The organism is Segnochrobactrum spirostomi (genome assembly GCF_009600605.1).
In the GTDB taxonomy this organism is placed as follows: domain Bacteria; phylum Pseudomonadota; class Alphaproteobacteria; order Rhizobiales; family Segnochrobactraceae; genus Segnochrobactrum; species Segnochrobactrum spirostomi.
This window is the reverse complement of sequence record NZ_VWNA01000001.1, coordinates 1,006,287-1,024,702: the sequence shown is the minus strand read 5'-3', so window position 1 is coordinate 1,024,702 and position 18,416 is coordinate 1,006,287. Positions and strand designations below refer to the sequence as shown.

Below are 18,416 nucleotides of genomic sequence, written 5' to 3'. Positions count from 1 at the left end.
GTAGATGTCATGATCTCAAATATGATGCCTGAGGGATTATTTTTATTTCCGTTTTGAAGGTCGAGAAAGCCGGACGACTTTTCTCGGGATCGGACGCGACCGTGGAGGAGGAGCCGGCCGCGGGACCTCTATCACCCGCTCCCCCCGAAATGTGCGATTCCGTGCGCGGGCGTGAGCGACGTCACAGCGGCGACGGCTCGAACACGTAGAGGCCCACGTCGATGCGGCCGGCTTCGAAGCCGGCTTGGCAATACGCGAGATAATAGGTCCATAGGCGGCGGAACGCGTCGGAATATCCGAGCGCCTGAAGCGCGGGCCAGGCCGCTTGGAAGCGCTGGTTCCACGCGTCCAGGGTGCGGGCATAGGAGGGGCCGAACCGGTGCGTCTCGCTCAAGGCGAGGCCGGCGCGGTTCGCGGCCGCTTCCATGGCCCGCTCGCTCGGCAGCATGCCGCCGGGGAAGACCATCGTCTGGATCATGTCGGGATGGGAGCGGTAATCGTCGAAGCGATCCTCGGCGATGGTGATGACCTGGATGACTGCCCGGCCGCCGGGCTTCAGCGCCTTCCGCACGGCGTCGAAATAGGTCGGCCAATAGGCCTCGCCGACCGCCTCGAACATCTCGATCGAGACGACGCGGTCGTAGCGCTCGGCGACGTCGCGGTAATCGCGGAGCTCGAGCTTCACCCAGTCGGCGAGCCCTTGTCCGCTCACGCGCTCCTCGGCCGAAGCGAGCTGCGCCGGCGAGATGGTGATGCCGTGAACCGATCCCGCGCCCGCGCGGCCGAGGTGGGCGGCGAGCGCCCCCCAGCCGCAGCCGATCTCGAGCACCGACGGCGCGCCGTCGAGCTTCAGGAGCTCGGTGATCCGATCGAGCTTGCGGCGTTGGGCGATCTCCAGCGTGTCATCCGCCGCCTCGTAGAGGGCGGACGAATAGATCATGTCGGCATCGAGCCAGGACGCGAAGAAGGGGTTGCCCAGATCGTAATGCGCCATGATGTTGCGGCGGCTGCCGGTCTTGGTGTTCCGGCGCAGCGCCTTGAAGACCCGGCGTGCCGCGACGGCCGGACCCGAACCGCGGATCAATTGGGCGAGGCCGTCCGAATTGTCGGCGCACAGGCCGAGGAGCGCGACGAGGTCGGGGCTGTCCCAATCCCCCTCGACATAGCCGCGCGCGAAGCCGACATCGCCGTCGAGCACGAGGCGGGCGAGGGCGCGCCAATGCACGATCCTGAGTTCCGCCTCGCGACCCGGTTCGCGGATCGCGTTCTGCAGGCGTGTGCCGTCGGGCAGCAGGATGGTCAGGCGCCCCCGGGCGATGCCGGCAAGCACCCGTTCCCCGATCATCACGCGCAGACGCAGCGGCAGAGCGCGGCCGACCAGGGAGGGCAGGATCGCCGAGCTCGAAGGCGACATCATCCCGAAGACCTTTCCGAAGGGGGGAGGGCCGAGGCGATCGCCTCGGACGGAGAATAGAACGGCGTTCGCTTCCACCAGAGTCGCAGAGCCTCCCAATGGATGCCGACGATGACCTTGAACGTCATCAGGGGCAGGCCCACCAGGACGCCGGCGAGGGCGCGGGTCGACAGCGCGCGGCGGGCGAGGGTCATGGTCGCGACGAGCATGCGGCCCTCGCCGTCGTTGTCCTCGATCGCGAGCGAGAAGTGTTCGGCCGGCGGCTTCAGATGAAAGCGGTAATTCATCTCCATCGGCAGGAACGGCGAGACGAAGAAGTCCTTGGCGCACTGGTGCCGGAGCGTGCCGGCCTCAGGGCGGTCGACGTCGAACGCATAATGATGCATCCCGCCGAACGTGTTGCGCACCTCGTAGATCAAGGCCGCGAGCCGTCCGTCTGCGTTCCGGCAAAGATAGAGGCTGAGCGGGTTGAACACGTAGCCGAACACGCGCGGCATGGCGACGATCGAGACGCGCGACCCGTCCCAGTCGAGGCCGCGCTCACGGGCGAGGCGGCGCACCCGGTCGCCAAGCGAACCCTCGCCCTTGGGGCCGTGGTCCGCCTCGTGAAAGGAGATCAGGTTCCAGCGGTTGACCGAGAGGAGACGGCTGGCGCGGGCGGTGCCGGCGAGATCGTCCACGTCGAGGTGGAGCATGAACAGGCGATATTTGAGGCGGTGCGGCCGCGGCCTGAAGCGGCGATGCTGCACCGACCCGACATAGAGCGCGGGCAGGGCGTTGCGGGCGGGCGCACTCATCGGCTCGCCCCGCTCCATGCCGCGTCCTGCCGCGCCGCCTGCGCGGGCAGCACGATCCGGCCGGATTCGTTCGCCACCGACCACGGCCGCCGCACGCCCCCATCGCTTCCGCCGCCGCGAGACCGGCCTGAAGCCCGTCCTCGTGGAAGCCCGCCCCGAAATAGGCGCCAGCATACCACACGTTTTCGGTCCCCTGGATCGACCAGAGCTCGCGTTGTGCGATGATCGCCTTCTGGTCGAACAGCGGATGCTCGTAGGCGATACGCGTATAGACCCGCTCCGGATCCGGCGGGACGAGGGGATTCAAGGTGACGAACAGCGGCACGCTTGGATCGAGGTGCTGAAGCCGGTTCATCCAATAGGTCACCGACGGGCCGCTCCCCCGCGCGCTGTCGGCGAGATAGTTCCACGCACTCCACGCGCGCCGCCGCTTCGGCATCAGGGCCGGATCGCCGTGCAGGACCGCCTCATTGCTGGCGTAGCGGAAGGCGCCGAGCACGCACCGTTCGAGGTCCGTCGGCGCCTCGACGAGGCGGAGCGCCTGGTCGGCATGGCTCGCGATGAGCACACGATCGAACCGCCGCGGGGCGACGCCGTCGTGGACCATGACGCAGGTCTTCGAGCGCTCGACGATGCGGACGGGACGCCCGATGATGGTGTGCCCGGCGAGGGGGGCGGCGAGCTTGGCGACATAGTTGCGGCTTCCGCCCCGCACGGTCCGCCAGACCGGCCGGTCGCGCAGGCGCAGCAGCCCGTGATTGTCGCAGAAGCGGATGAAGGCCTCCGCCGGATAGCTGCCGATGTCGGCGGCCGGCGTCGACCAGATCGCGGCGGCCATCGGGTAGAGGTGATCGTCGCGGAAGGCCGTACCGTACCGCCCGGCGGCGAGATATTCGGCGAGGGTCATGGGACCGAGGCGCCCCAGATCGCGCGGCGCCTGGCGATAGAAGCGCAGGAGGTCGGCGACCATCGCATAGAAGCGCGGCCGCACGAGGTTGCCGCTTTGGGCGAACAGGCCGGCGAGATCGGACCCCGCATATTCGAGGCGGCCGCCGTCGATCGAAACCGCGAACGACATGTCGGTCGCGTCGGTCGCCACGCCGAGGTGGGCGAACAGGGCGGTCAGGTTCGGGTAGGTCGCCTCGTTGTAGACGATGAAGCCGGTATCGACGGGGATCGACGCGCCGGCGGTCGGGGCGAGTACGGTGTTGCTGTGCCCGCCGAGCCGTCGCTCGCTCTCGTAGAGCGTGACGTGATGGCGCTGCGACAACAGCCACGCCGCCGACAGCCCGGAGATCCCCGAGCCGATCACGGCGATTTCGAGCGGTGCGTCTGCTGGGTTCGGGCGATCGAGCATGGTCCACTTCTTGGCGGCGCGACAGGCCGGTCACCATCTCTTACGATGGCGTGCCCCGGCGGGATCACCGTCCGATCGTTTTCGCGATGGCGTTTGGAACGCGGTGATCCGGGCTGCCGGGCGCCCCGTAGAAGAGGCATGAAACGTGCGGGTGCTGGACAACATGCCGGGCAAGATCCCGGCCGGAACGAGGGGCGGACGGTGAGACCGGCCGAAGCGTCTGCGCGCACCCTCGACGGGGCGGAGGCCGCCGCCTTGGTGGCGGCCATCGCGGCCGAGAAGGATCGGCAGGCCTTCGCCCGCCTGTTCGCCTTCTACGGTCCGCGGCTCAAGGCGTTTCTTGCGCGGCAGGGTTTCTCCGACAGCGATTGCGACGACCTGATCCAGGACACCATGCTCACGGTCTGGCGCAAGGCGGACGGGTTCGACGCGACGCGCGGTGCGGTCTCGACCTGGGTCTTTACGATCTCGCGCAATCTCGGCATCGACCGCCGCCGCCGTCTGAACCGCCGTGCGGCCGAGGACGAACTTTATCCGGTGGAGGATGTCGATCCGTCGCCCTCCGCCGAGGGCGTGATGCTGTCCCGGGAGACCGAAATCCGCGTCCGCTCAGCGTTGGGCAAGCTGCCGCCCGAACAGGCGGAGGTGATCGCTCTCTCCTTTTTCTCCCAATCCCCGCAGACCGATATCTCGAAGGCGCTCGGAATTCCCCTCGGAACGGTGAAGTCCCGCGTGCGCCTCGCGATGAACCGCCTGCGCCAGTTGCTCGAAGAGTCCCGATGACGACGTCTCACCCCAGCCCCGAGCTTCTGATGCGCCTCGCCGCAGGAACACTGCGTCCGGCCGCTGCTCTCGTGGTCGAAACCCATCTCGCGATGTGCCCGCGGTGCCGATCCGATCGGCTCGCCATGGAGGCATTGGGCGGCGTGCTGCTCGAATCCATGAGCCCGTCCGAGGTCGATGCGCGGCTGTTCGAGCGCACCCTCGAGCGGCTCGGCGAGGCGCGGCCTTCGAACGGCCCGCGCCGGCGCGCGCCGGGCCTCGGCCCGAACCTCGGCATCCCGCTGCCGCCGCCGCTCGCCGGCCGCGCCACGACCGGCTGGCGCTGGATGGGGCCCGGCACGGCCTTCTCGCGCATCGCGGTGCCGGACGATCCCACGGCCAAGCTGATCCTCCTCAGGATCGCGCCGGGCCGGCGGATGCCGACCCACGGTCACTCGGGGGAGGAACTGACGCTCGTCCTCAAAGGGGCGTTCGAGGACGAGCACGGCCGCTACGAGGCGGGCGACCTCGCCGAGGAAGACGGCGACAGCGAACACACGCCGGTGGTCACCGGCTCCGAGGACTGCATCTGTCTCGCCTCGATCGAGGGGACGCTGCGCCCCCATTCCATGATCGCCCGTCTGGTGCAGCCGTTCATCGGGCTTTGACGTCGTGATCGCGGGCGGCGTCCTCGCGCTCGTCCTCATCGCCGCCATCATGGCCGGCGCCGCCATCCTCGCCGAGCGCACGCGGCGCTCGGGCTTCATCGACGGGCTGTGGTCGCTCGCGACGGGCCTGTCGGCGCTGGTGCTGATCGCTTCGTCGGCCGGCGTCACGGCGCGGGCTCTCGTGGTCGGGCTCCTGGTCGCGGTGTGGTCGATCCGCCTCGGTGGGCATCTCCTGACCCGAACGCTCGCGAGCGCGGCCGACGATCCGCGCTATGCACGTCTGCGCCGGGAGTGGGGCGCGGCCGCGCCACGCCGGCTCTTCGTCTTTCTCCAGCTTCAGGCCGTCGCCGGCTGGCTTCTCGCGGTCTCCGCCGCTGCTGCCGCCCTGCGCCCTGGCGATCTGTCATGGCAGGATGGGCTGGGGGTCGCGATCGCCGTGATCGCCTTCGGCGGCGAAAGTCTCGCCGACCGCACGCTCCGGCATTTCCGCGCACGCCGGGCGGGCGCCGTGTGCGACGTCGGCCTCTGGGCCTGGTCGCGGCACCCGAACTATTTTTTCGAATGGCTGTTCTGGGTTGGGATCGCGGTTGTAGGCCTCGGCTTCGAAGCCCTTGGCCTGCGCGATCTCGTCGTGATCATCGCGCCTGCGGAGATGTATTGGCTACTGGTCAAGGTCTCGGGCATCCCGCTGCTCGAACGCCACATGGTGGAGAGCCGCGGCGCCGCCTTCCAGGATTATCAGGCGCGCGTCTCGCCCTTCTTCCCGTGGCCGCCGAAACGATCTCAGGCGGCGTACCATCGCGACAAGACGAGATAGGCGATCGACGCCGCCAAGGCGCTCCCGAAGGTGCCCCAGGCGAGGTCAACGACGGTGATGATGGCGGGCCAGCCGCGCAGCGTCGCCTGATTGGTGAGATCGTAGGTCGCGTAGGCGACGAGACCGAACAGCGCGCCGAAGAAGAACGCCGTCGTCAGCTTGCCGGCCGAGAGCGCCGGCGTGATCGCGAACACGGCGAGCCCGACACCATAGATCAGGTAGAAGGCGACGGCCGGGAGCGGCTGGAACGGCTGCGCCACGAGGTCGCCCAACGCGGGCTTGTAGAGCCGGGGCACCATCAGCCCGAGCCACACCGCGTCGAGAGCGACGAAGCTCACGAGCCCGGTTGCATAGATCATGATCGCCTGGCGCATGAGAGCCTCCAACACTGCCCGGTATACGCGCGCCGCGGCGGCGCGGATCACGGCGCTGCGATCGGAGGCGGCACCGAGCCTCCCGGCAGGCCCTTGTGGGGCCCGCCGGGGGGATGTCGTCGGTCAGGAGAACGCGCGGCGCAGCGGCGGCACCGTGCGGATCACCAGGAAATCGACCGCGAGCATGGCGAGCACCGCAAGCCCGGAGATCGGAAAGGCGAGCCCGAACACGATCGCGACGATCCAGAGGAAGCGATAGACCTTCGGATCGGCGGGGTAGGGCGGCACGCCGACCTTGCCTTCCGGCCGCCGCTTCCACCACATCACGATCGCCGTCACGCTGGAGGCGATCAGGGCGAGGCAGGTCGCGAGCATCGCGAGCTGGTTCAGCCGGCCCCATTCCATGCCCTGGTGGACATTGATGCCGAACTCGATCGCCCGCCCCACCGGGCCGTAATCCTTGAACGCGATATCGACGATCGGCTTGCCGCTATATTGGTCGATGTGGATCGTACGCTCGCGGCTGAGGTCGCCGAAATAGCGCGACGCCGTGTAGACGCCGGTCTCGTCGGACGGCAGCGCGAGATCGAACCCCGGTGCCATGCCTGCGGTCTTAGCCGCCTGCAGAGCCTTGTCGATGCCGATCGGCGCGGCCTCGGCCGCGGGGGTGGAGAGCGGGACGGGCGCATTCTCGACCGCCCAACCCGCGCCGGGGGTGACCGCGCTCGTCGGGATCGTCGACGTCGGCACCTCGTTCCAGAGCTGCGCCGGATAGCCGAGGCCGTGGCTGTCGGCATATTCGCCGACCTTGGCACCCCAGACGCCCGACCACGGCATCCCGGTGATCGCGAGGAAGAACATCACGATTCCCGCAAACGCGCCGGTCACGGCGTGGACGTCGCGCCACCAGCGGCGCTGGCGCGGGGTGCCGCGTACGCTCACCACGCCGCCCGACTGCCCGCGCGGCCACCACAGATAGATCCCCGTCACCACGAGCATCAGGCAGAAGCCCGCCGCCGCCTCGATCAGGCGGTTGGTGAAGGTGCCGAAATATTCGAGGCTGTGAATCTTCTTGATGACCTGCATCGGCTCTGCCGAGGCGTCGAGCACGGCGAGCACCGCGCCGTCATAGGGGTTGAGGTAGACGAGCGTCTTGCCCGTCTCGCCCTTCACCGTGACGACGACGGAGTCGGTGGCGGTGGCGGGCGAGGCATAGGAGGTGGCCGTAGCCCCGGGGACGGCCGCTTCGGCATTCGCGACGAGGGTGCTCGCGCTCTCGGGCGGCGTGCCCGGATCGGCGACGACCGTCCGGTAGGCGAAGACGGTGTGGTTGATCTCGCTCTTGAACAGGTAGAGCGAGCCGGTCACCGCGAGGATGACGAGGAAGGGGATGCTCAGAAGGCCTGCGAAGAAGTGCCAGCGCCAGATGGCGCGATAGAGCGAGAGGCGGTCCGCGGCAGCGGCGCCCGGTGTCGTGGTCGACATGGAAACGATCCTGAATGCGCCCGGCGCCCGTGCGGGCGCGCCGCATCAGGCCGTGGGGGCAGAGAAAGAATGGGGTTCGAAAGGCAATGCGATGGGCGCGGCGGGCGGCCCTTGCGACGAGCGCGGCGTGGCGAGCCGCGCGACCTGGGGCGCCGGCATCGCCGGCAGCGGCAGATCGAGGCGGACGACGGTGCGGATGAGCGGTGCCGGAACCGGTGGGGTCGGCAGCAGGACCGGCGCGCAGAGTGCGCAGGCGTCGCAGCAATCGTGGTGGGTCGCCTGGTCCGGCGTGCCGTCGCCGGCCTGCCCCGGATGGCAGATCGGAATGACGATGCCGTTGACGACGAGGGCCGGCTCGGCCGCCGCCATCGAGGCGGCGAGCGCACCCCGCCCCGCTCCGGCCAGCGCGAGGGTCAGCATCAACAGGGCGGCGACGAGCCGCTGCCAGGATGGATGCCGCATGATGAAAAACGTGTCCCCGATCGTTCCCATCACGGCACAGTGAAGTCTCGATCAAGTCAAGGGTGAGTTCGCCTGCGGTGTGCCCCGGGGGCCATCTGTTGGGGCGGCGCATTGACACGGGGTCGCGCGCCGGTCCAATCGAAGAGCAGATTTCCCCACGCCGGAGGCCGCCATGGCCACGAAGCCGACCAGCCGCCGTCCCGCCGATCCTTTCGCCGCCGCGGAAGCTGTGTTCAAGAAGGCCGCGCCCCCGCCGCCGCCTAAGGCCGAAATCCCGGCCTTGAAGGAACAGGTCACGCTGCGGATCGACGCGGACGTCCTCGAGTTCTTCCGTGAGGACGGACCGGGCTGGCAGGACCGCATCAATGCCGTGCTGCGTCAGGCGGCGGGGAAGGACTAAGATGCACCCGTTCCCGCTTGCGGCCCTCGTCGGGCTCGGGTTCGCGCTGGCGGCCGGTGGCTGCATGACGCGCGAGCAACTCGCCCAGAAGAACGCACAGCAGGTCGACGAGATCTGCGCCGCCCACGGCCTTCAGCCGGGCACCCAGGCCTACACAAATTGCCGTGCCAAGGTCGTCGAGAAACAGCAGCAGGATGAGGCGAGGCGGCAGGCGGATTGGGAAAGCACCGCCGCGATCGCCACGGGCGCCAATAGCGGCAACTTCAACATGTCCCACAGCATCGGATTCTGAAGCCCCGGCGCCGCTCGGTTCGGAGCAGGACGGTCAGGGCCTGTTGGCGGCGCTGCGGACACCGGCCGGGTCGCCATCGTTACCGAGCTTGACCTCCAGGACGGCCGCCGGCAGCGGCGGCGACAGATAGAGACCCTGCACCTCGTCGCACGGCGCTTGGCGCAGCAGTTCCAACTGTTCCGCGGTCTCCACGCCCTCGACCGTGATCGCCATGCCGAGGGCCCCGCCGAGCGCCAGCATCGCGTCGAGCAAGGCCCTGCGGTCGCGGATTCCGTCCGTCCCCGTCATGAAACGGCGGTCGATCTTGATGCGGTCGAACGGGTAGGAATGCAGGTAGCCGAGCGACGAATAGCCGGTGCCGAAATCGTCCATCGCGAGCCTGAGGCCGAGCGCCTTGAGGGCCGCGAGCTTCTCCCGCGAGGTCGGGCTGTTCTCCAGGATGACGCTTTCGGTGAGCTCGAGCTCCAGCCGCTCGGGCGGAAGGCCGCTGGCTTCGAGTGCGCCGCGAACCATCTCCACGACGTCGTCGCGTCGGAACTGCACCGAGGAGAGGTTCACCGCGACGACGATCCCGGGCCAATGCTGGGCCGCGCGGCAGGCCGTCCGCGCCGCCCAGGCGCCGATCGGGACGATGAGGCCGGTGTCTTCGGCGAGCGAGATGAACTCATTCGGATCGACCAGCCCACGCTTCGGATGGTTCCAGCGCAGCAGAGCCTCGACGCTGGTGATCGCGAGCGTCCGCGGATCGAAGCGCGGCTGGTAATAGAGCACGAACTCGTCGTTTAGGAGCGCCGCGCGCAACTCGCTCTCGAGGACTTGGCGGCCCAGGGCCTCCTGCTTCATGCGCGCGGCGAAGAAGCGGTGAAGGCCGCGGCCACCCCGCTTCGCGTCGTAGAGCGCCACGTCGGCATAGCGCAGCAATTCGTCGGCATCGGTGCTGTCGGACGGCGCGACCGCCACGCCGATGGAGGCGCCGACATAGGCTTCGCCCGAGGGCAGCGCGATCGGCGCAGCGACCTCCTCGATCAGGCGGAGGCAGAGGGCGTCGATTTCGGTGACCCGCGTCATCCCGCCGAGCACCATGACGAACTCGTCGCCGCCGACCCGCGCGACCATGTTGCCGTCACCGGCGAGGCCGCGCAGCCGCCGTCCGATCTCGGCGAGAACCTGATCGCCCGCGGCATGGCCGAAGGCGTCGTTGATCGGCTTGAAGCGGTCGAGGTCGATGTAGAGGAGGGCGAACTCGGCAGCCGCGTTCCCGGATTTCGCGAACTGCTCGTCGATGAACTGACCGAGCATCAGCCGGTTCGGCAGCCCGGTGGTCGAATCGTGCAGCGAGAGGAAGCGGGCGCGCTGGTGCGCCTCCACCTCTTCGGTGATGTCGTTGGCGGTGCCGCGCAGGCCGATCGTCTCGCCGTCCGGACCGATCACGTGCTTGGCCGCGAGGCGGCAGATGCGGAGATTGCCGGCTGCGTCCCGGTAGCGCGCGCGGATCGCCGGCACCCGGTCCGATTGGGCGATCAGCGCCGACCATAGCGGCTTCTCCACCTCGTCGGCTTCGAGGAACTCGTCGAGCCGGATCCCGAGGATGCGCGACCGCGGATGACCGGTGACCGTTTCGAAGCGCTCGGAGAGATAGGTCAGGCGTCGGTCTCCGTCGGTCTCCCAGATCCAGTCGGAGGCCGCGTCGGCGACGTCACGGAAGCGCGATTCGCTTTCGCCGAGGCGCACCGCGGAGGCCCGCAACAACCGCGCCGAGGCGAGGCCCTGGTGGATGATGAGGCCGATCAAGGCTGCGACCGAGGCGAAGCCGAGGGCGAACCAGGGCAACGCCGAGAGGAACAGCGTGCGGCCCGGTTCTTCCCGCCGCCAATGGACGCTCACGCCGCGCGACGGTGTGCTCGAGGGTAGGCGGGTTGCCGCCTCCTCGTCGTCGGGGGGCTCGTTGCCGAGGTGCAGATCGTCGATCTCGAGCCGCGAGCCGATCCGCGAGAGCCGCTCATTGGTCAGCGCCGCACCGAACAGCATCACAGGCCGGTTCTTGCCGGCAGCGGCATCGGCTCCGTTCGTGAGGGGTTCGGCGGCGGCGAGAATCGGCGCATCCTTTCCCGCGACGATGTCGGTCGCAGGGAGCGCGTCGGGGGCAAGACTGCGCGCGCGCTCGACCAGCGGCTGGACCGACGGGAGCGCCCGGCTCAGCGGCTCGTTCGTGCGGGCGCCATCCCTGAGGGCGTAGATGATGCTGTCGTCCGGGCCGACGATGTAGAGATAATCGATGCCGATATCGGAAAAGAGCGCGGGCGTGTTCCCCGCCGCCTGTTTCAGATGCTGCTCGACCTCAATAAAAAGCTGATCGTAGGTCTTGCCGGTCCAGTGAGAATAGACCCCGAGCGTGCGTTCGATATCCTCGTGGATCAGCCTGACGGCGTTTTGGACGATCTGAGCCGAGCGGTCGATGACGGCTTCATCTTCCCGCGTCGCGAGGTTCCAGAGGCCGAGGAGGGTGGCGAGGAAAGCCCCCGCGATCACCGCGCCGATCGTCAAGATCGTGCGCGGCTTGATAAGGCCAGGCGCTTCCGTACCGCCCCCCATGCCGATCCTAGGCTCGCGCTCCATCGTCTCGGGGTCCGCCTCTCGCCTCGCTTCGTTAGGCCATATCAAGAACGTTACACGAAGAAACCGATGGCCGCGCGCAATCACGTCGCCGCCGGCAGCCGCTCGATGATGAGCGGTGCCGAAGGCGGGGCGGTGTCTTGCACGGAATAGGCCGCGCGCACGGCCGCTGCTGCGCGATCCGCGTCCGCCTCGGTCTTGGCGTGGACGACGGCGAGAGGCCGATCGGGGCCGACCTCGGCGCCGAGGCCCGCGACGTCCGAGAGCCCGACGGCCGGATCGATCGTGTCCGTCGGCCGGCGGCGCCCGCCGCCGAGCCCGATGACGGCGAGGCCGAGCGCGCGCATGTCGGTGGCGCCGACCAATCCGGCTTGGTCCGGATGCACCGCGCGCGTGACCGGGGCCGTTGCAAGGTAGGCGTCCGGCCGCTCGAGCAGGTCTGCGGGGCCGCCGAGCGCCGTCACCATGCGGGCGAAGATCTCGGCCGCCTTGCCGCTCGCGAGCGCGGCGTCGATCTTGTCGCCGGCCTCCGAAAGATCCGCGGCGAGGCGGCCCTGGACCAGCATCTCGGCCGTCAACGCACGGGTCACGGCGACGAGCTTCGGCTCGGCCTTACCGCGGCCGGTCAGGACGTCGATCGCGATCTTCACCTCGAGCGCGTTGCCGGCGGCGCTCGCCAGCATCGAATCCATGTCGGTGAGGAGGGCGACCGTCGGCAGGCCCGCCCCGACGGCGACCGTCACAAGGCTGTCGGCGAGCGCCCGTGCGGCGGCGCGATCGGCCATGAAAGCCCCGGAGCCGCATTTCACGTCGAGCACCAGGGCGTGGAGGCCGGCGGCGAGCTTTTTCGACAGGATCGACGGGGTGATGAGGTCGAGCGTCTCGACAGTCGCCGTCACGTCGCGGATCGCGTAGATGCGGCGGTCGGCCGGGGCGAGCTCGTCGGTCTGGCCGATGATGGCGCAGCCGACCTCGCGCACCACCCGGCGGAATTCGGCGAGGCCCGGCGTGGCGCGGTAGCCGGGGATCGATTCGAGCTTGTCGAGGGTGCCGCCGGTGTGGCCGAGGCCGCGCCCGGAGATCATCGGCACGAAGCCGCCGCAGGCGGCGACCACGGGGCCGAGGATCAGCGAGACGAGGTCGCCGACACCTCCAGTCGAATGCTTGTCGAGGGCAGGCCCCGGCAGGCCCGACCAATCGAGTACCATGCCGGAATCGCGCTGGGCGAGGGTGAGCGCCACCCGCTCTTCGAGGTCGAGCCCGTTGAGGAAGATCGCCATCGCGAGCGCAGCGACCTGCCCCTCAGAAACCGTTCCGTCGGTGATCCCGGCCACGAACGCGGAGATGTCCTCGCGCCCCAATCGATGGCGGTCGCGCTTGCGGCGGATGATCTCTTGCGGAAGGAAACCGTGGGGGGCGAGGGTCAAGATCGCTCTCGTCTAATTGTCTAGCCTTCTGAATAAGCGCCGGCGGCGCGCTCGGCAAGGAAGGCTTCGATCAACGCAGCGAGACGGTCGGCGACCTTGGCCGCAACCTGCTTCGTCTCGGTGTGGGACGGACCTTCCTCGACCATCCCGGCCGCGAAGTTGGTGATGGTGGAAAGCGCCGCGACCTTGAGGCCGAGGAAGCGCGCGAGGATCACCTCGGGCACCGTCGACATGCCGACGGCGTCGGCGCCGAGCATGCGTGCCATGCGGATTTCCGCCGGCGTCTCGAAGGAGGGGCCGGAGAACCACATGTAGACGCCTTCGGGCAGCGCGAAGCCGATCTTTCGCGCAGCCGCGACGAGGTGGGCGCGCAGCCGCGGATCGTAGGCGTCCACGAGATTGACGAACCGCGCGTCCGTCGGCTCGCCGATCAGCGGGTTGAGGCCGGAGAAGTCGATGTGGTCGGAGATTGCGATCACCGAGCCGGGACCGACTTCGGGCCGGGTCGAGCCGGCGGCATTGGTGAGGAGCAGCGTGTCGCAGCCGAGGCGGCGCGCCGTCTCGAGCGGCACCCGCATCGCCGCCGGGTTGCCGTGCTCGTAATAATGGGCGCGGCCGGCGAACACGATCACCGGCACACCGCCGAGGAGGCCGAGAACCGCCGTTCCGGCGTGTCCGGAAACGGCGGAAACCGGAAAGCCCGGCAGTTCCCCATAGGGCACGCGAACGGGGTCCTGCACCATGTCGGCGACGAGGCCGAGGCCGGAGCCGAGCACGATCGCCACCTGCACGGGGCCGGGGCGGCGGGCGGACAGGATCGCAACCGCTTCGCGCGCCGCGGCTTCGTGGTTCAGGTTGGTCGCTTCGAGCGGGTGGCTCATGGCCGGCCCTCCTCATCCTTCAGGACGAAACCGTGGGGCAACAGCGTGCCGACCGTGAAGGTGGCGCGCACGCCCTCTGCGCCGGCGACGTGGACCGGCACGTCGGCGGCGGCGAACTCGGCGAGCCGCTGGCGGCAGCCGCCGCAGGGCGTCGTCAGTCCGTCGCCGTCGCCGATCACGAGCGCGCTGACGATGCGGCGTTCGCCGGCCGAGACCATCTTGCCGATCGCCGTCGTCTCCGCGCACCAGCCTTCCGGATAGCTGGCGATCTCGACGTTGCAGCCGGAATAGATGGCGCCGCTTGCCGCCTCCAAGGCGACGCCGACATGGAAGCCGGAATAGCGGCAATAGGCGTTCGCCTGGGCGGCCTTCGCCGCCTCGAACAGCGCCTCGAGGCTCGCGCTCATGTGCGCTCCTTGGTGTAGGGCACGCCGCCCGCCTTGGGCGGCGTCGAACGCCGCAGGAAGCCCGCGAGCAGCACGCAGGTCAGGATGTAAGGCAGGGCCTGGAAGACCTGCACCGGCACGACGCCGATGCCCGGCACCGGCGTGCCCTGGAGGCGGATCGACAGCGCGTCGAGGAATCCGAACAGGAGGCAGGCCCACATCACGTTGCCGGGCTTCCAGTTGGCGAAGATCAGCGCGGCGAGGGCGATATAGCCCTTGCCCGCCGTCATCGCCTTGAGGAAGCCGGCGGACTGCGAAACCGAGAGATAGGCCCCGGCGATGCCGCACAGGATGCCGGTGCACATCACCGCGCGGTAGCGCAGGAAGGCGACCGAGATGCCGGCGGTGTCGACCGCGGCCGGGTTCTCGCCGACCGCGCGCAGGCGCAGGCCGAACCGGGTGCGGAAGAGGACCCACCACGTCAGCGGCACGCAGGCGAAGGCGAGGTAGGTCAGGATCGATTGGCCGCTGACGAGCTCGTAATAGATCGGCCCGATGAACGGCACGTCCTTCATCTGATCTGCGAACGGCAGCACCACCGGCATGAAGCGCTCCGGCGGGCTCAAGGACGGCGTGCGGCCGCCCTCGCCGTACCAGTTCTGCCCGAGCAGGGTGGTGAGGCCGAGGGCAAGGAAGTTGATCGCGACGCCCGAGACGATCTGGTTGCCGCGGTTGGTGATCGAGACGAAGCCGTGGATCAGCGCGAACAGGGTGGAGGCGGCGATCGCCGCGACGAGGGCGATCCACGGCGAGCCGGTCGAGGCGGCGATGCAGCCGGCGGCGAAGGCGCCGACCAGCATCTTGCCGTCGAGGCCGATGTCGAACACGCCCGAGCGCTCCGAATAGAGCCCGGCGAGGCCGGCGAGGATCAGCGGCGTCGACAGCCGGATCGTGGAATCGAGGGCGGTGAGGACGGTCCAGAGCACGTCGTTCATGGCGTCACGCTCCCTGGGCCGCGGCGCGCGCGGCTTTGCGCCGGGCCTGACGGCCGAACAGCGCGACGAGCGCCGGGCGGAACATGTGTTCGAGCCCGCCCGCGAACAGGATCACGAGGCCCTGGATCACCACGATCATGTCGCGCGTGATGCCCGGGGAATCGAACGCGAGCTCGGCGCCGCCCTGGTAGAGGATGCCGAACAGGAGCGCGGCGAGCAGGATGCCGATCGGGTGGTTGCGCCCCATCAGCGCCACGGCGATGCCGACGAAGCCGGAGCCGGAGACGAATTCGAGGATCAGCCGGTTCGAGGCGCCCATCACCTCGTTGAGTGCCATGAGCCCGGCGAGGGCGCCGGAGATGGTCATCGCGACCATAGTGATCTTGAACGGCGAGATGCCGGCATAGGCCGCCGCCGTCGGGTTGGTGCCGAAGGTGCGCATCTCGTAGCCGAGCTTGGTGCGCCAGATCAGGAACCAGACGAAGACGAGGGCGAGGAGCGCGAACACCGTCGCCAGATTGAGGGGCGACTGGCCGAAATCGATGAAGGTGATGGTGTCGCGGGCGAGCGGGAGCTGGAGGCTGTCGCCGAACGGGCGGGTCTCCGGCTGCATCGAGCCGTAGGAGAGCCGGTCGACCAGGAGATAGACCATCAAGGCCGACGCGATGAAGTTGAACATGATCGTCGTGATGACGATGTGGCTGCCGCGCTTCGCCTGGAGATAAGCCGGGATCGCCGCCCAGCCGGCACCGAAGCCCGCGGCGGCGACGAGGACGATCGGCAGCGCCGCCCACCACGACCAGCCGCCGAGCGCGAGGCAGACGAGGGCGACGCCGAGGCCGCCGAGATAGGCCTGCCCCTCGGCCCCGATCGAGAACAGACCGGCCTGATAGGCGACGGCGCAGGCGAGCCCGGTGAAGACGAAGTTGGTGGCGTAGAAGAGCGTGTAGCCGATGCCCTCGCCGTAGCCGAGCGCGCCGTAGACGAGCGACTGCACCGCATTGAGCGGATTCTCGCCGATCCAAAGCACCACGAGGCCGGAGACCAGGAAGGCGGCGGTGAGGTTCAGGAGCGGGATGAGGCCGTATTCGACCCAGCGCGGCAATTGGTTCGACATCAGGCTGCCTCTCGCACGCCGGCCATGAGGAGGCCGAGCTCCTGCTCGCTGCACGTCGGCGGCCGCTCGCCCATGATGGTTCCCCCGCACATCACCACGACCCGGTCGGCGAGCGCGCGCACCTCGTCGAGCTCGACCGAGACGAGGAGGATGCCCTTGCCGGAATCCCGCAGGGCGACCAAGCGCTTGTGAATGAACTCGATGGCCCCGATGTCGACGCCGCGGGTCGGCTGGCCGACCAGCAGCACGATCGGGTCGCGTTCGATCTCGCGGGCGAGCACGATCTTCTGCTGGTTGCCGCCGGAGAAGTTCGCCGTCTTGAGCCGCGGGTTCGGTGGGCGGATGTCGTAATCGGCGATCCCCTTCTCGGCGTGGCTGCGCACCTTTGCAATGTCGAGCAGAGGCCCGCGCCCGTAGGCCGGATCACGGTGATAGCCGAGGATCGCGTTCTCGCACTCCTCGAACGCGGTGACGAGGCCCATGCGGTGGCGGTCCTCGGGGACATGGGCGAGACCGAGGCCGCGCAGGGCGGCCGGGTCGGCACGGGTGCCGGGATCGATCCGGTGGCCGTCGATGGTGATGGTGCCGCCGGAGAACGGGATCAGCCCGGCGATCGCCTCGAGGAGCTCGGATTGGCCGTTGCCGGCGACGCCGGCGATGCCGACGATTTCGCCCGCCCGAACCTCGAGGGAGACGTCGTCGACGCGCTTCACCCCGCGCCCGTCTGTGACGGTGAGGCGGTCGACGACGAGCACCGGGCGGCTCGGGACGGCCGGCGTCTTCTCCACCTTGAGGAGGACGCGGCGGCCGACCATCAGTTCGGCCAGGGTCTCGATCGAGGTCTCGGCGGTCGGCCGTGTCGCGACGATCTCGCCGCGGCGCATCACCGAGACATTGTCGGTCGCGGCTTTGATCTCCCGGAGCTTGTGGGTGATCAGGATGATCGTCTTCCCCTCGTCCTTCAGCATGTGGAGGATGCGGAAGAGGTGATCGGCCTCGGCCGGGGTGAGCACGCCGGTCGGCTCGTCGAGGATCAGGATATCGGCGCCGCGATAGAGCGCCTTGAGGATCTCGATGCGCTGCTGGACGCCGACCGGCAGGGTGCCGACGACGGCATCGGGATCGACGTTCAGCTCGTATTCTTGAGCGAGGCGGGCGAGCTCGCGGCGGGCCTTGTCGATACCGCCCTTGAGGAAGCCGCCGCCTTCGGCGCCGAGGATGATGTTCTCGATGACCGTGAACGGCTCGACCAGCATGAAGTGCTGGTGGACCATGCCGATGCCCGCGGCGATGGCGGCCCGGGAATCCGGGATCGCGGTCTCCTTGCCATCGATCAGGATCTCGCCTTTGTCGGCCTGATAGAAGCCGTAGAGGATCGACATCAGGGTGGATTTGCCGGCGCCGTTCTCCCCGACGATGCCGTGGATGGTGCCCTTCTCCACGGTGAGGTGGATGTCCTTGTTCGCGTGGACGGCGCCGAACCTCTTGTCGATGCCGACGAGCTCGATCGCGTTGCGCGTCATTGCGGGCTTCCTTGAGACGAGGGGGCCGGCGAACCGATCGGCAGTCCCATGAAGGTGAAGCCACTCGACGCGGTGCCGGTGCCGACGGGCGCGCTGCCGAACGGCCCGGTATGGCTCGCCGCGCGCGCCTTGCGGGGACCCGCGAGCACGAGCGACCAATAATAACCGTAGCGCTTCTCGGTGGAGCGGGCGGCGGCGATGCCGATCTCCGTCACGCCCTTGCGCAGCAGATTCTCGTTGTGGTGGGGCGACCCGACCCAGCCGGCGAAGGCGGCATCGAGGGTGCGGTAGCCGGCGCCGACATTCTCCGCCGTCACGCTCCAATCGTAGCCGACGTGGGCGAGGCGGGCGGGCAGCGTGTCGGACGAGGAGAAGGCGTGGCTCATCCGGCCGTTCTCGGCCATCGCCATGGCCTGCTCTTCGGCCGCGGCGGTGAGCGCCGGGTTCAGGGTGACCGGATTGAGACCGTGGCGGACGCGGTAGGCGGAGACGAGCGACACGGCGGCCGCAGGGTCGATCCTGAGCGGCGTCGCCTCGTAGCGCGGCGCCGGGCCGGCGCAGCCGGCGAGCGCGGCGGCGAGGGCGAGGGCAGGGGCGAGACGCCTCGCGCTGACTCTCTCAATACGCATGGGGGAATGCCGTTGTC

At 69.0% G+C, this 18,416-nt stretch carries 18 protein-coding genes and 1 pseudogene; 5 read left to right on the top strand and 14 right to left on the bottom strand.

The genetic code is table 11. The annotated features are described in order from the left end of the window. Window positions 1–181: 181 nt before the first annotated feature. From F0357_RS04575 to F0357_RS04565, 3 genes and pseudogenes are all read right to left on the bottom strand, one after another. Window positions 182–1,417: an SAM-dependent methyltransferase gene (locus tag F0357_RS04575; RefSeq protein ID WP_208948217.1), complete on the bottom strand. Its 1,236-nt coding sequence runs from the start codon at window positions 1,415–1,417 to the stop codon at window positions 182–184. Further along, window positions 1,414–2,211 carry a DUF1365 domain-containing protein gene (locus tag F0357_RS04570; protein WP_208948216.1) on the bottom strand — a complete coding sequence of 266 codons (798 nt, stop codon included), beginning with the start codon at window positions 2,209–2,211 and terminating at the stop codon, window positions 1,414–1,416. Before F0357_RS04570 ends, F0357_RS04575 begins: the two co-directional genes overlap by 4 nt. Then, window positions 2,208–3,568, bottom strand: a pseudogene (locus F0357_RS04565) (NAD(P)/FAD-dependent oxidoreductase). Before F0357_RS04565 ends, F0357_RS04570 begins: the two are co-directional and overlap by 4 nt. A gap of 201 nt (window positions 3,569–3,769) precedes the next feature. Here F0357_RS04565 and F0357_RS04560 point away from each other — a divergent pair. From F0357_RS04560 to F0357_RS04550, 3 genes are read left to right on the top strand one after another with little or no spacing between them, the layout of a single operon-like run. Continuing rightward, entirely contained in the window at window positions 3,770–4,351 is a 582-nt protein-coding gene (locus tag F0357_RS04560) for a sigma-70 family RNA polymerase sigma factor (protein WP_312861447.1), read from the top strand. Next, complete coding sequence (locus F0357_RS04555) at window positions 4,348–4,998, top strand: ChrR family anti-sigma-E factor (protein WP_153479282.1); 651 nt, start codon at window positions 4,348–4,350, stop codon at window positions 4,996–4,998. Before F0357_RS04560 ends, F0357_RS04555 begins: the two co-directional genes overlap by 4 nt. Before the next feature lie 4 nt (window positions 4,999–5,002). Beyond that, on the top strand, window positions 5,003–5,815 hold the full coding sequence (locus F0357_RS04550; RefSeq protein ID WP_312861446.1) for a DUF1295 domain-containing protein: 813 nt from the start codon (window positions 5,003–5,005) through the stop codon (window positions 5,813–5,815). On the opposite strand, the gene F0357_RS04545 is transcribed toward F0357_RS04550, so the two are convergent. The 3 genes from F0357_RS04545 to F0357_RS04535 all read right to left on the bottom strand — a co-directional run bounded on the left by F0357_RS04545 (window position 5,782) and on the right by F0357_RS04535 (window position 8,136). Then, on the bottom strand, window positions 5,782–6,189 hold the full coding sequence (locus F0357_RS04545) for a DUF2177 family protein (protein ID WP_153479280.1): 408 nt from the start codon (window positions 6,187–6,189) through the stop codon (window positions 5,782–5,784). The two genes, F0357_RS04550 and F0357_RS04545, sit on opposite strands and share 34 nt — an antisense overlap. Before the next feature lie 123 nt (window positions 6,190–6,312). Further along, window positions 6,313–7,674, bottom strand: a complete 1,362-nt coding sequence (locus F0357_RS04540; RefSeq protein WP_153479277.1) for a PepSY-associated TM helix domain-containing protein — start codon at window positions 7,672–7,674, stop codon at window positions 6,313–6,315. A gap of 45 nt (window positions 7,675–7,719) precedes the next feature. Further along, window positions 7,720–8,136: a hypothetical protein gene (locus F0357_RS04535; RefSeq protein ID WP_153479275.1), complete on the bottom strand. Its 417-nt coding sequence runs from the start codon at window positions 8,134–8,136 to the stop codon at window positions 7,720–7,722. Between the two features lie 172 nt (window positions 8,137–8,308). Between F0357_RS04535 and F0357_RS04530 the strand changes: the two genes are divergently transcribed. Together F0357_RS04530 and F0357_RS04525 are read left to right on the top strand one after the other, a co-directional pair. Further along, window positions 8,309–8,536, top strand: coding sequence for a BrnA antitoxin family protein (locus F0357_RS04530; RefSeq protein ID WP_153479272.1), 228 nt, complete (start codon window positions 8,309–8,311; stop codon window positions 8,534–8,536). A gap of 1 nt (window position 8,537) precedes the next feature. Beyond that, a complete protein-coding gene (locus F0357_RS04525; protein WP_153479268.1) occupies window positions 8,538–8,828 on the top strand; it encodes a hypothetical protein in 291 nt (96 codons plus the stop codon). Between the two features lie 33 nt (window positions 8,829–8,861). On the opposite strand, the gene F0357_RS04520 is transcribed toward F0357_RS04525, so the two are convergent. From F0357_RS04520 to F0357_RS04485, 8 genes are all read right to left on the bottom strand, one after another. Then, the gene (locus F0357_RS04520) at window positions 8,862–11,444 is read right to left on the bottom strand and encodes a bifunctional diguanylate cyclase/phosphodiesterase (RefSeq protein ID WP_153479266.1); all 2,583 of its coding nucleotides are present in this window, start codon (window positions 11,442–11,444) and stop codon (window positions 8,862–8,864) included. A gap of 80 nt (window positions 11,445–11,524) precedes the next feature. Continuing rightward, on the bottom strand, window positions 11,525–12,868 hold the full coding sequence (deoA, locus tag F0357_RS04515; RefSeq protein ID WP_153479263.1) for a thymidine phosphorylase: 1,344 nt from the start codon (window positions 12,866–12,868) through the stop codon (window positions 11,525–11,527). A gap of 20 nt (window positions 12,869–12,888) precedes the next feature. Further along, window positions 12,889–13,749, bottom strand: coding sequence for a purine-nucleoside phosphorylase (locus tag F0357_RS04510; protein ID WP_153479261.1), 861 nt, complete (start codon window positions 13,747–13,749; stop codon window positions 12,889–12,891). Beyond that, window positions 13,746–14,156 (bottom strand): cytidine deaminase, encoded by a 411-nt coding sequence (gene cdd, locus F0357_RS04505; protein ID WP_153479257.1) that lies wholly within the window; start codon window positions 14,154–14,156, stop codon window positions 13,746–13,748. Before cdd ends, F0357_RS04510 begins: the two co-directional genes overlap by 4 nt. Then, window positions 14,153–15,130 (bottom strand): ABC transporter permease, encoded by a 978-nt coding sequence (locus F0357_RS04500; RefSeq protein WP_153479255.1) that lies wholly within the window; start codon window positions 15,128–15,130, stop codon window positions 14,153–14,155. The genes cdd and F0357_RS04500 overlap by 4 nt, the downstream gene beginning before the upstream one ends. Window positions 15,131–15,134: 4 nt before the next feature. Beyond that, window positions 15,135–16,247: an ABC transporter permease gene (locus F0357_RS04495; protein WP_208948215.1), complete on the bottom strand. Its 1,113-nt coding sequence runs from the start codon at window positions 16,245–16,247 to the stop codon at window positions 15,135–15,137. Continuing rightward, window positions 16,247–17,770 carry an ABC transporter ATP-binding protein gene (locus F0357_RS04490; RefSeq protein ID WP_153479253.1) on the bottom strand — a complete coding sequence of 508 codons (1,524 nt, stop codon included), beginning with the start codon at window positions 17,768–17,770 and terminating at the stop codon, window positions 16,247–16,249. The genes F0357_RS04495 and F0357_RS04490 overlap by 1 nt, the downstream gene beginning before the upstream one ends. Continuing rightward, window positions 17,767–18,399 carry a CAP domain-containing protein gene (locus F0357_RS04485; RefSeq protein WP_153479245.1) on the bottom strand — a complete coding sequence of 211 codons (633 nt, stop codon included), beginning with the start codon at window positions 18,397–18,399 and terminating at the stop codon, window positions 17,767–17,769. Before F0357_RS04485 ends, F0357_RS04490 begins: the two co-directional genes overlap by 4 nt. Window positions 18,400–18,416 lie beyond the last annotated feature (17 nt).